General features: G+C 70.0%; 10 protein-coding genes. 3 read left to right on the top strand and 7 right to left on the bottom strand.

The window, feature by feature from the left end:
- The first annotated feature begins 6 nt into the window (after positions 1-6).
- The gene (locus tag IPG05_10850) at positions 7-471 is read left to right on the top strand and encodes a hypothetical protein (protein ID MBK6495577.1); all 465 of its coding nucleotides are present in this window, start codon (positions 7-9) and stop codon (positions 469-471) included.
- Positions 472-684: 213 nt separating this feature from the next.
- Here the strand turns inward: IPG05_10850 and IPG05_10845 are convergent, their stop codons facing one another.
- The 4 genes from IPG05_10845 to IPG05_10830 form a co-directional block, all read right to left on the bottom strand.
- The gene (locus IPG05_10845; protein MBK6495576.1) at positions 685-1,152 is read right to left on the bottom strand and encodes an RES domain-containing protein; all 468 of its coding nucleotides are present in this window, start codon (positions 1,150-1,152) and stop codon (positions 685-687) included.
- Between the two features lie 7 nt (positions 1,153-1,159).
- Positions 1,160-1,597, bottom strand: a complete 438-nt coding sequence (locus tag IPG05_10840; GenBank protein MBK6495575.1) for a DUF2384 domain-containing protein — start codon at positions 1,595-1,597, stop codon at positions 1,160-1,162.
- Positions 1,598-1,688: 91 nt separating this feature from the next.
- Positions 1,689-2,216 carry an ORF6N domain-containing protein gene (locus IPG05_10835; GenBank protein ID MBK6495574.1) on the bottom strand — a complete coding sequence of 176 codons (528 nt, stop codon included), beginning with the start codon at positions 2,214-2,216 and terminating at the stop codon, positions 1,689-1,691.
- Between the two features lie 3 nt (positions 2,217-2,219).
- Positions 2,220-3,752, bottom strand: coding sequence for a YifB family Mg chelatase-like AAA ATPase (locus IPG05_10830; GenBank protein MBK6495573.1), 1,533 nt, complete (start codon positions 3,750-3,752; stop codon positions 2,220-2,222).
- A 396-nt stretch (positions 3,753-4,148) separates the two neighbouring features.
- Between IPG05_10830 and IPG05_10825 the strand changes: the two genes are divergently transcribed.
- A complete protein-coding gene (locus IPG05_10825) occupies positions 4,149-5,771 on the top strand; it encodes a PQQ-binding-like beta-propeller repeat protein (GenBank protein ID MBK6495572.1) in 1,623 nt (540 codons plus the stop codon).
- A gap of 6 nt (positions 5,772-5,777) precedes the next feature.
- Here IPG05_10825 and IPG05_10820 read toward each other — a convergent pair whose 3' ends face one another.
- From IPG05_10820 to IPG05_10810, 3 genes are all read right to left on the bottom strand, one after another.
- Positions 5,778-6,203 (bottom strand): hypothetical protein, encoded by a 426-nt coding sequence (locus tag IPG05_10820; GenBank protein MBK6495571.1) that lies wholly within the window; start codon positions 6,201-6,203, stop codon positions 5,778-5,780.
- Between the two features lie 113 nt (positions 6,204-6,316).
- Complete coding sequence (locus IPG05_10815) at positions 6,317-6,736, bottom strand: hypothetical protein (GenBank protein MBK6495570.1); 420 nt, start codon at positions 6,734-6,736, stop codon at positions 6,317-6,319.
- 71 nt (positions 6,737-6,807) lie between these two features.
- On the bottom strand, positions 6,808-10,674 hold the full coding sequence (locus IPG05_10810; GenBank protein MBK6495569.1) for a PAS domain-containing protein: 3,867 nt from the start codon (positions 10,672-10,674) through the stop codon (positions 6,808-6,810).
- A 120-nt stretch (positions 10,675-10,794) separates the two neighbouring features.
- Between IPG05_10810 and IPG05_10805 the strand changes: the two genes are divergently transcribed.
- The gene (locus IPG05_10805) at positions 10,795-12,333 is read left to right on the top strand and encodes a TolC family protein (GenBank protein ID MBK6495568.1); all 1,539 of its coding nucleotides are present in this window, start codon (positions 10,795-10,797) and stop codon (positions 12,331-12,333) included.
- The last annotated feature ends 3 nt before the right edge of the window (positions 12,334-12,336 follow it).

Genomic DNA, 12,336 nt, shown 5'->3' with positions numbered 1-12,336 from the left:
CGAAAGGTGCATCAACCGCATCCCGTCACGCGGGTCATCGGAGGTCGCGAAGAACCGGCCCTCAGCGTCTGGGCCGTCGATACTCTGCACCATCAGTGCTGGCAGATTCACGATCCGCGTCCCGGCGGAGGGATCGGCGCGAACGAGCGAGCCCACCGGATAACCGGTGAGCCGGCGACGAGGGCCGTCGAGGAGCCACATCGTGTCGCGCAGCAGGCCCGCGCGAAGCAGGGACGGCCCATTGGAGAATTCACCTGGGCCCTCTCCCGCCGCACCGAACGATTTGAGATGTTGACCGGTACCGCGATCGAGCAGGTGGATGTGTGGTGGATCAAGATCCGTCACGACGACAAGATCTCCAACCAGGCCGATCATCCACGGCCGGTCGATGACCTCAGCCGAGCCGAGGGCGCGGCTGACGAGACTGTCAGCGGCGGGGACACTCGTGCGTGCATCGAGCACCGTGGCTGAGACTTCGATCCCGGCAGCTCGTTCCGCCGGAGCAGGAGCGCAGCTCCACAGGCTGAGCGCACCCGCTACCCCCAGGACGTACTTCATGGACTCGGGTGCGCTGCTCAATCTCGGCCTACCTGTTGGAGGGTCGGGGAGGCGTGGCTCCGCAAGCTACATCGCCGAGGCGAGTGTCGGGTCGCCAACCCGCCACCGCGAGCTGCGCCGACCCGCCTAGCCCACCGCCATCCCAAACAGTCTCCCATCCCACCGCACCGAGAACGCCACCCCGGTCCGGATGCGCGTGAACGCGGCATGCAGCGGATTGATGAGGAGGTTCCACTCGACCGGCTGCCCAGGGAGCGACGGCACGCGCAACAGCGGCGTGGCCCCGCCCTGCAACCACGCATCCCCAACCGCGACCGCAACGGCCGAGTCCGGTGCATCCCAGCCTGGATGCTCGGCCGGAACGAACGTCGCGACGAGGAGCTCGTCGGGGATCTCGATCACGGCGCCGTGATGCCCCGGCGGGACGAGTAGTCGCCCGACGTGCACCAGTTGCTCGAGGATGGTGGTGGCGTAGTGCTCGGAGGTGTAAATGACGGGCCGCCCGGGGGAGTTCCAGCGGGCGCCACTCATGGCGGCGCCGGTGCCGTCGAGGACGGGATAGCGCGCAGAGCAGATGCGGTACGCCAGTGGCACGCGCGACTCAGGCCGGCAGGCCGTGCTCGATCGACCAGAGCAGTCGCTCCACCTGACGCGCCCCGATCTCCGACTCCGCGGCCTCCAACGGCGTCCGCGATTCCAGCTGGGGGTGCGGCGCCCCGAGGAACTGCTGGGCGAGCGCGGCCGACCCCCAGACAAACTCCGCCAATCCCGACAACCCCGCCAGCCGCGCCAGCCGCTCGCTCTCCGCGCGCGAGAGCCGCCCCGCCACCTCACGCCGCTCAAGCGTGCTGCGGGAGCCGATGAAGCGGCGCACCTGAGGTTGCAGCGGTAGGCCGAAGTGCTTCTCCACCCGCCGCATGCTGGCATACGGCAGCCCGGCACGCACCACGCGGTCGAGCTCCGCCACGGTGTGGGGTCGGGGCCGGAGGCCGAGCAGGGCACCCACCTGCTCGACGGTCGGGGCAACGGCAGCGGTCACGGGGTCCTCGGGGGGCTGTTCATTTGAGCAATATACCTGCTCAATTGGTCAGGTCGCCACCCCGCCGCGGGCGGAGGACTGATCCTGCCCCTCAGAACCCAATCCGGTTCTGGCGCCCTCCGTCCCCCGGCGACATCAACTGCCGGATGGCATCGAACACGGCGCGAAACTGGCCGTCATACTTCTGCTCCAGGTCGACCAACTTGCGCGCGAGATCGGCATGCGTCGACAACAGCGCCCTGAGGCGCACGAAGGCCCGCATGATCTCGATGTTGACGCTGACCGATTGGGGACTCCTCAGGACCGAGGAGAGCATGGCCACTCCTTGTTCGGTGAACGCATACGGCAGGTACTTTCTATGGCCGCCACGCCCCGCTGCGATTAAGGTCACATTTTGTGACCTTAGAGCGACACTCTCCTCGAGAGAGAGGCGGAACATGAAATCAGGGGGGAACCGCCCAGCATTGCGCTGTACCGCCTGGTTGAGCGCTTTCACCGCGACACCATAGAGTTCCGCAAGGTCAGAATCCATCATCACCCGCTGGCCTCGAATCAGGTGGATCCGGTCCTCGAGGGAGATGACAGGGTGCGGCGGCGGCAGCTTGTCGTCGCTTCCCATTGCCTACTCCCGCCCCCGATCCAGCACCCGGTACTGGATCGCCTCCGCCACCTGCGCCGCCGTGACCTGGTCGCTCCCCGCCAGGTCGGCCAGCGTTCGCGCGAGCTTGAGGACCCGGTGATAGGCGCGCGCCGAGAGGCCCAGGCGCTCGATCGCGCTCTTCATGACCGCCTCGGTGGCGGCGTCGAGCGGGACATGCCGCGCCAGTTCACGTGGCCCCATGTGCGCGTTCGCAAACACACCTCGGCTCCGCTTGAATCGCTCCCGCTGCCGCGCCCTGGCCTCTTCCACCCGCGCACGGATGGTGGCGCTCGATTCGGCACCACCGCGCGACGTCAGATCGCCATACGCCACCGGCGGCACACTGAGGTGAATGTCCATCCGATCGAGCAGCGGCCCCGATATCCGTGAGAGATACTTCTGCACCGTGAGTGGCGGGCAGAGACACTGCCGCACGGGGTCGCCGGCATAGCCACATGGGCAGGGATTCATCGCCGCGACAAAGAGGAAGCGCGCCGGATAGCCGAGCGTCATCGCCGCGCGCGAGATGGTGACGTGCCCATCCTCCAGCGGCTGCCGCAGCACCTCGAGCACATTGCTCGGCAGCTCGGCGACCTCATCCAGAAACAACACGCCGTGATGCGCCAGCGACACCTCGCCCGGACGCGGGATCGAGCCACCACCAATGAGCCCCGCATACGACACGGTGTGATGCGGTGCCCGGAACGGCCGCTGCGTCAGCAACGCCTCGCCCAGCGGCAGCAGCCCCGCCACCGAATGGATCCGCGTGACGTCGAGCGCCTCTGCCAACGTGAGCGACGGCAGGATGCTCGGCAGCCGGCGAGCGAGCATCGTCTTCCCCGCCCCAGGCGGTCCGATCATCAGAATGTTGTGCGCCCCCGCCGCCGCCACCTCCAGTGCCCGCTTCGCCGCGCCTTGGGCCTTCACATCGGCGAAATCCACATCGGGAAACGCCGCACCTGCCATCAACGCGGTCGCGTCGGTGCGGACCGGCTCCAGAGTGATCTCGCCACCGAGGTGCCGGCACACTTCCGTGAGGGTTGCCGCGCCGCGCACCGTCACCCCCTCCACCACCGCGGCCTCGGCGACATTCGCCGCGGGGAGGATCAGCTCGGTGCACCCCATCGCGTTGGCGGCGAGCGCGATTGGCAGCGCGCCACGAATCGGGCGCAGGTCGCCCTCTAGACCGAGCTCACCGAGGAAGAGCGTCCCGGCGAGGCGGTCCTCCACGATCTGACCGCTCGCCGCGAGGATCCCCACCGCGATCGGCAGGTCGAGCGCGCTGCCGCGCTTCTGCACGTCGGCGGGGGCGAGGTTGACGGTGATGCGGCGGAGCGGCAGCTGATAGCCGGCGTTGCCGAGCGCGGCGGCGACCCGTTCGCGTCCTTCCTTGACGGCGCCGAGCGGGAGGCCCACGGTGGTGAACGACGGCAGGCCGTTGGTGATGTCGACTTCGACGTCGATGGCGAGGGCGTCGACGCCGAGGACGGTGGCGGATCGGATGCGAGCGAGCAGGAGTGCCTCGGGGCAGGAGATGCCGGAGTGTCGCCTGCACCGCCGACATGCCCCCACCGCCTCGCCGCATGGTGGTGCGGCATTCCGCGGCAACGGTTAGCGAACGGTCAGGCGGCCCTGCCGCCCTGACACCAGACGCTGACCAGCCCCGTACCGAAGTCCACGGGTCCCCCTGACCCACCCTCTCGCCATCGGACACGCCCCGCATGCATCCCCCGCGAGCCCTCCTCGCCGCCGTCCTGCTCTCCGCCACCGCCAGCGCTGCCTCGGCCCAGACCACCGCGATGTTTCGCGGCGACGCGGCGCACTCGGGCAACTGACCCCGCCCCGGGTACCGCTTTCGGCGGACTCCGCTGGCGCTTCCAGACCGATGGCCCCGTCCGATCGTCGCCCGCCGTGACCGCAACCACCGTCTTCATCGGCAGCAACGACGGCCACCTCTACGCCATCGACCGGCAGAGCGGCACGCTGCGGTGGAAGACCGCGGCACTCGGCCAGCTCTCGGCCTCGCCGGCCGTGGCGGGCGGCGGCGTCGTCATCAGCACGCCAACCGACACGCGGGCATTCGATGTGCGCAGCGGCGCGCAGCGCTGGCGCGTCCCGCACGGACCAACCCTTCCCTTCCCCTGGGGCCACGAAAGCGGCGATCGCTACGTCGGCTCACCGGTCATCAGCAACGACGTGGTGGTGGTGGGCGGCGGCGATGGCGTGGTCCGCGCCCTGACCCTCGCCACCGGTGCCGTGCGCTGGAGCACGCCGCTCAACACCCGCCTCCGCTCCACCCCCGCGATCGCCGATGGTCGCATCGTGGTGGGTGGCGTCGACGGCTCGCTCTACGCGCTCGCCCTCACGACCGGCACCACGCTTTGGCGCTTCCGCACCGTCGGCGACACGCTGCACTCCGAAAACTTCGGCTTCGATCGCCGCACCGTGCAGTCGTCGCCCGCGATTCAGGACGGACTCGTCGTCGTCGGGGCGCGCGACGGCTTCGGCTACGCCGTCTCGCTGCGCGATGGTGTCGAGCGGTGGCGCGTCGATCATCAGGTCTCGTGGATCAACGCCTCCGCGGCGCTCGCCGACGGAATGGCGATCTGGGGTTCCTCCGATGGCCACTTTGTGCAGGCCGTCGAGCTCGCGACGGGCAAGAAGCGCTGGCGCGCACCGAGCGAGAACATCGTCTGGGGGTCGGCGGCGGTGGCGGGCGGGATGGTCTTCGTCGGCGAGGGCTCGGGGCTGCTCCACGCGCTCGACCTGAAGAGCGGAGCCGAACGCTGGCGCTGGCGTGCGGGGGGCGGGCTCTTCTCGTCGCCCGTGGTGGCCGACAGCACGCTCTACCTCGGCGGCGACGATGGCGGCGTCTACGCGGTGGCGCTCACGGCGGGCCCAACGCTACAGCGCGCGGTCTTCTGGGATTCCTCGCTGGTGGCGTCGACCTTCTTCCGTGGTCACGAAGCGGTACGCAACTGGCTGCGCGATCACGGCTACACGACGCTCGATGCCGATGGCCTCACCAAGTGGCTGGACGCGCAGGCGAGCGGTGCGCCGAGCGTGGTGGTCTTCGCGATGGATGCGCTGCCTGCTGGTGCCGCACCTGCCCTGAGGCGCTACCTCGACCAGGGTGGCAAGGTCGTTTGGTTGGGCGTGCCACCCGCACTCTGGCCACGCATGGCCGATGGCGGACTCGACCTCAAGGACGTCGACCGCGGCGCGGCGACTCGCCTCCTCGGGGTGAGCTTCGCGCAGGGCAACTTCGACCCGCATGGCGCGACGACCACCGCAGCGGGCGCACGTTGGGGGCTGACGCGCTGGCACGTCAGCAACTGGGGCGCCGATCCGGCGAGCGTGACGGAAGTGCTGGCGACGGACGACGAAGGACTGGCCGCGTCGTGGGTGCGCCGATTCGGCGGGCGGCCGGGGAGTGGCTTCGTGCGGTTGTTCGGAGTGGATTGGGGCGGGGTGAGCGGCGTGGCGCCGAGCGCGCTCGCGGTGCAGGTCGCGGCGGAGTACTTCCCTCGGTGAGGTCTCCTACGACAGCGTGATCCCGAACGCCGCCAATCGCTTCTCGATCTCGGCGAGGATCTCGAGTTCACGCGCCATCCGTTCCTCGGGCGTGATCGTCGTGATCGGCTCGAGCCCTTCGTCGGTCCAGAGGAGGATGCGGTCGGCCTCGAAGAAGAACGCGGCGGTCGGCTGCTGTACCGCGCGCACCTCGCCGTTGACGAACCAGTACTCCGACTCCAGTGTCATCGCGCCGGCTTCGTTCGGCTCCGTGACAAGAAGCTTGCGGGGCGTGCCATCACGCAACCAGATGCTGACCGTGCGCGCTTCCTGCCCCGGCTCGGCGGGCAGCACCGAATCGCGCCGCTCCATCGAATCGAGCGCGGCGTCGATCTCCACCATCGTCAGTTTGAGCAACGAGAGCACCGCCGCCGTGTCGCCTTCGGCAATCATCGCCGAGGAGGCCGGCGGCGGGCCCTGAAATGCAGACTCCCCGTCTGGCGGGGTGGCGTCCTTGACGCCACCACACCCGACGAGGAGCAATCCTGCGAGGAGCAGGGGGCGGATTAGAAGCCGCCCGGTCCGCGCCCGCCGCCACCCATCCGGGCCGCCTGCGCAGCCTGCACGGAGTCGAACTTCTTGACCTGGTCGCCGGCAAGCAACGCCTTGAAGTCGGCGTTGAACTTGGTGCGGGCATCGGTCGACTTCTTCATCGAGTCCGCGTTGACCTCGGCCTGCGCCTGACGCTGCGCCATCATGTACGCCTGGAGCGGGGCGACCTGCGCCTGATACGCCTTGAGGAGCGCGTCGGCCTTGGTGACCTGCTCGGGAGTCAACGTGTAGAGGGCGGTCATCGCCTCGATGTTCATCCCACGGCCGCCACCCATCCCGCGGCCGCCACCCGGGGCCCCACCACCACCACCCTGCGCGGCCAACGGGGCCGCTGCCATGACCAACATTGCCACCAGCGCGAGACGGGACTTCATAGTGTGTCACTCCGGATGATCGGTACGCCCCTGGGACGGCCCGGGAATCGGGGTCCATGGGTTCAACGGGGTTATACGCCCCCCACCCCCCCAACGGTTGAGGCGACCTGAGCACCCCCGGCCCGCAAGAAGCGGATCGTGAAGCGGGCCCCGCTCCCCGCCCCCCCGTCGACGGCCACCGTCCCGCCCCACCCCTCGACCAGCCGGCGGACGATCGCCAGGCCCAGCCCGGTCCCGCTGGTCGTGGTCGAGAAGGTCGGGTCGAAGATCCGCCCGACCTGGTCGGCGGGAATCCCGGGGCCGTTGTCGGCCGCGGTCAGCACCCCGGCACCCACCAGGAGCCGGATCTGGGTGGCCCCCGCCCCGCGGGCGTTGTCGACCAGATTGAGGAGCACCTGCGACAATTCCTCCCGCCGCGCGGCGACCAGCCCTCCCGCGCCAGGCTCGATCTCCACCTCGACCGTGGTGCCATCTCCGCCCAGCGAAAAGAGCGACGCCATCTCGCGGGCCGCGTCGACCAGGTCAATGGCCTCGAGCGGTGTGGCCACTTCGGGCGGTGCCCCATACCGGGCAAACGAGCGGGCGATCCGATCGAGGCGGTCGATCTCGCCGAGCAGCCGCTCGGCGGTCTGGTCAACGAGCTCCGGCAACCCCGCGCCGCCGTCGGCCCGTACCCGCCGCAGATGCTGCAACCCCAACCGCATCGGCGTCAGCGGATTCTTGATCTCGTGCGCTACCTGCCGCGCCATCTCACCCCATGCCACGATGCGCGCCGCGCGCGACGCCGCCGTGATGTCAGTGAGCGCCAGCACCAGGCCGCCATCGGCGAGCGGTGCCAACGTGACGGCAAACTGCTGCTCGCCGATCTCCAGCTCACGACTCTCCGCGTCCCGCGTCGTGGGGCCGAGCAGCCGCCGCACACCGGCGACCACCGGCGCCCAGTTGGCGGGCAGTTGCTCAAGCAATGGTGCACCCGTCACCACGGCACGCCCCAGCAATTCGGTGGCGCGCGGGTTGGCGTGAATCACCAGGCCATCGGCATCGACACCGATCACACCGGTCGCGACGGTGCTGAGGATGGCTGCCGTGCGCGCGCGCCCCGCTTCGAGTTCCGTCTCACTCTCCTGGAGGTCATCCTGCATCTGCGCAATCGCGCCGAACACGGGACCGAACTCGGCCGGAATGTCGCGCGCCGGCGGCAGCGCTTCGCGACGGCCGATGGCGAGCGCGGTGCGTCGCAAGAGCTCGATCGGCTGCCCGAGCGCGCGCGCCACCAGGCCGGCGACGAGCACGGCCGCGAGTCCGCCGCCGAGTGACACCAACAGGAGGAGCAGCAGCAGGTCGACCTGTTCCTGGGCCAGGTCGGCTTCGCTGCCAGGCAGCGCACCGGCGATCAGCGTTTCGGGGTTCGACGCCTGCTCGACGCCGAGTCGCAGCCCCACGCCGGGGAGAGCGACCGGCACGGCGCGCACGTCAGTCCCCGGCGCGGGCCGCACTGCGGGGTCGAGTGCGGGCGCCATCAGCCCGAGATCGGTCAGCAGCGGCAGGGATGCGGCGACGAGCCGCCCGCGGCGATAGATGCCGAGCTCGGTGTCTTCGCGATCAGCCAGTCGTCGCAACGCCTCGAGGTCGGGTGCGGGGGCATCCGCAATGGCAAGGCCCCCGGCGACGGCGACGTCGCGGAGCGTGCGCGTCACTTCATCGGCGCGTTGGCGCGTCGCATCGCCTCGGAGGCGGAGGACCGACCAGAGCGTGAAGAGCAACGCCGGCACAATGAAGAAGGCGGCGAGCGCCGTCGCCACGGTACGGCGATACGATCGCTGGAAGACGGGCTGCGGGCGCCAGACCGAGGCAGTCAGCAGCCACTGCACCAATTGCCAGATGCCGAGGACGAGGAAGAGATCGAGCAACACGACTAGGGCCGCGCGCACCGCGAAGGGGCGCTGCCGCGACATCTCGAGTTCCACGCGCACCGCTTGCGTCCGATCCCCGATGACGACCGCGCGGACCGCCGCGACCTTGCGTCCGATCCGGGTAAAGGAAGAGTCCCGACCCGGTGACCCGACGCCACTCACCAAGCTCATCCGATACGGTGGATCGAGCGGCGCACGCCAGCCGATCAACCGCCCGAATCGTGTGGGCACCACGAGGCGAGAGCGCGGTCCGATGGTGACCGTGGCAATGGTGTCGGCGGCCAGTGGCAGGACGAGCACCTCGTGACGGCCGGCACCGCGCAGCATCGTCACGTGTCGAGGCGTCGTGCCGCCGACGCGGACCAACGAGTCGAGGTCTGCCCACACCACATCGAGCGCATCGAGGGCGACCTGGTCGCGTGGCGGGAGGCCGTCGCTATCCCACAGGGCAAGGTGCGTCGGCACACCCAGTCGTTGCAGTGGCGAGTCGAACCAGTCGACCAGCAACCGATCGAGTGTCGTGGGGCGATCGCGGCCCAGCGTGATGGCGAACGCATCGAGCGCGGCGCGCGCCTCCAGATCGGGCGTGTCGCCCAATCGGGCGACGTCGGCGTTGGCCAGTGCCATCCGCTGCTCGAGCGAGGCACCCCACGTCGACAGCGCCGCAAGAATCCCTGCCGTCGTGGCGATCGCCACCAGACGCGCCCGTGGCGCGGTGACCGGGAGGAACGCCGCGAAGGGAATCAACCAGAGCGGCGCATACCAGAGCGCCCAGGCGGCGGGTTGCCACGCCACGATTCCGATCACGCCGATGACGACGGCGGCTATCGCCGCGGCGAAGCCCCAGCGCGACGACGCCTGGTGGTCGTCCGGCGTGCGCAGGGGGGCGGACGCCACGGCGAGGAAGGCGGCGGTCGCCAACGCCAGCACCGCTTGCCACCAGAACCACGCCACGATCGAGGTCGAGTCCGTCACCGGCACCACGCGGCGACCGACCAGCGCGACCAACGGCGGCGCCGTCGCGAGCAGCAGGATCGACGCCACCATCCCGATCGGGGAGCGGCGGAGTGGACGGCGCCAGAGCAGCACCGCAAGCAGCAACATCGCGACCGCCGCGAGCATGGCGACGACTGCCGTCGGTCCCAACAGCGCGGGCGTCACCTCGGCGCGCATGACGGCCCAGAGCGGGACGAGGATCGCGCCAGCGCGCACCACCGTCGGCGCGCCACCGATGAGGGTCAGCAACGCGACGAGGGACATCGCGGCAGCGAGGAGGAGCTTGGCAAGCCCACGCTCGCGCTCCTGCAACGCACCCGCCTCGGGTGGCACGGCCGTCATTGCGACGCGCACGCCGGCCAGCGCCTCGGCGACCGTGGTGTAGCGCACCTCGCGCGCCGGGACGTTCCAGTGCCAGCCGACGCGCTGCCAGCCGCCCGCCCCGCGCGCCAACGAGGCGCCCGCCGTCGGGACGCCGGGCGCGGCGTCGAGGAGGAGCGTCACCTGCGCCTCGCGCGCGCCGCGCGTCCGCGAGACAACAGCAAGCTGCACGAACGGCGTGGTAATCAGGGTGACCTCGCCGCGGCCGGCGACAGGGGCCACGCGATGCGGACCGACCAGGGCGAGGATAGAATCCCCGGCAAGGACGGCGATCGAACGCTCCAGCGTCCCGTCGGCGGCGAGGTCGTCGAGCGGTGCCCGGTCGGCACTGCTGGCGAGTCGTTGCAGGGCGTTGTCAGCGGCGCGGGTCGCCGAGGCGAGGGCGGCGCCGAGGAGCCGATCACGGGCACCGGTCGCCTCGGTGACCGATTCGGCCACGACCTGGTGGACGAGCCGTTCAACCCGGAAGAGCCGGAAGGCCACCGTGCCGGCGACCGCGCCCAGCAGGGCCAACGCCAGCCCGGCCGCCCGGAGTGCCCGCCCGCCGAGGCGAAACGTCCCCACGGCTGCCCCCAACGCCGCCAACGCGGTCAATCCGGCGAGGAGCCAGCCCCCGTCCCGCGCCGCCTCGCCCGCCAAGGCGACCACGCCCGCCCCGACCAGCCAGAACCGGATGGCTGGGGGCGGCGATGTATCACCTTGAAACTTTGGGCTGTGCGGGGCGTATATGGCCATGTCGGTCTTAATCTCTTTACCTCAGGATGGCCCATGTCGAGTCGTGTGGTCGGCGGCATTCTTGCCCTACTGGTGGTCGCAGGCGCCCATGGCGCAGCCGCCCAGGCAGGACCTTCGCTCCCCCGTCAGCTTTCCCTTGGTGAGGCGCTCTCGCTCGCCCGGCAGAACAGCCCAACCTATCGCCAGACACTGAATGATGAGGGTCCGGCCGCCGCAGCGGTACGGGCGGCCTATGGCGCACTCTTCCCGACGTTGAACAGCAGCACCGGGATCAGCTACAGCCGAGCGGGCCGGCAGACCTTCGCCAATCAGGTCTTCTCGCAGGGCTCGAACACGGTCGCCTCGAACTACAACCTCTCCGCCTCGTGGAGCCTCTCGGCCCGCGAACTGATGGCACCGGGTCAGCAGAAGGCGCAGCAGCGCGTGGTGGAGGAGAATATCACCGGCGCGGGCAATACTCTCACCGCGGACGTGACGACCCAGTACCTCGCGGTGCTCCGGGCCACGGCGTCGGTCGAGGTGGCGCGCCAGCAGCTGGCCCGCAACGAGGACTTCCTGACCCTGGCGCGGGCGCGCCAGCAGGTTGGCCAGACCAACATCATCGATGTGCGCACGGCCGAGGTGAATCGCGGTCGCTCGCAGGTCGCGCTGCTCCGCGCCCAGCAGGCCGAGACCGACGCGAAGATCGAATTGATCCGCCGGCTCGGCATGCCCACGCAGCTCGATGTCGACTCGATCCGCCTGACCGAGACGTTCCAGCTGGTCGAGCCGACCTATCAGCTCGGCACGCTGCTGGCCGCGGCTGGTGCCGACAATCCGAGCATCCGCGCCGCCGAGGCGCAGCATGAGTCGGCGCGGATCGGCGTGCGGTCGGCCAAGGCGGCGTACCTGCCGTCGTTCTCGATCAGCACGGGGCTCAGCGGCTTCACCCAGCAGTACACCGACATCAATCCGCAGTTGGCGGGCGCCCTCGCGAGCGCGCAGGGCACCAAGTCGAACTGTGAGTTCCAGAACGGGATCCTCTCGCGGCTGACGTCGGCCCATCCGTCGCCGAACGGCGGAATCATCGCCGACTGCAACAGCTACGCGGGGCTCGACGCCACCGGCGGCGCGCTGCAGGCCGACATCGCCCAGAGCATCCGCGACCGCAACAGCGGCTGGCCGTTCTCCTTCACCCGTCAGCCCTGGTCGATCTCGGCCGGACTCTCGCTCCCGTTGTGGGACGGCTTCTCCCGGGCGCAGGCGACGTCGCAGGCGAAGGCGCAGGAAGATGACGCGCGCGAGTCGGCCCGCGCACGACGCCTCGAAGTGGCCGGCACGGTGCAGTCACGGCTCGGCGCCGTGCGCACCGCCTATCAGGCCGCCATCACGCTGGAATCCAACCGGACGCTCGCTCGCGAGCAGCTGCAGTTGGCGCAGGACCGCTACCGCATCGGCCAGGGCACGGCCCTCGAAGTTGCCGACGCGCAGAACGCAGTGACCCAGGCCGAGGCGGACTATGTCTCGGCCGTGTATGACTACCATCAGGCCGTCGTGGCGCTCGAAGCCGCGGTCGGTCGCCCCCTTCGCTGACGC

The organism is Gemmatimonadota bacterium, assembly GCA_016704275.1.
GTDB lineage: Bacteria > Gemmatimonadota > Gemmatimonadetes > Gemmatimonadales > GWC2-71-9 > Palsa-1233.
Note: the sequence above shows the minus strand (reverse complement) of the source record. Positions and strands in the feature narration are given on the sequence as shown.

Excerpts from the sequence above, each read along its gene's own strand:
- IPG05_10815 (MBK6495570.1), bottom strand. The coding sequence starts at position 6,736 with ATGAAGTCCCGTCTCGCGCTGGTGGCAATGTTGGTCATGGCAGCGGCC.
- IPG05_10835 (MBK6495574.1), bottom strand. The coding sequence starts at position 2,216 with ATGGGAAGCGACGACAAGCTGCCGCCGCCGCACCCTGTCATCTCCCTC.
- IPG05_10820 (MBK6495571.1), bottom strand. The coding sequence starts at position 6,203 with ATGATTGCCGAAGGCGACACGGCGGCGGTGCTCTCGTTGCTCAAACTG.
- IPG05_10805 (MBK6495568.1), top strand. The coding sequence starts at position 10,795 with ATGTCGAGTCGTGTGGTCGGCGGCATTCTTGCCCTACTGGTGGTCGCA.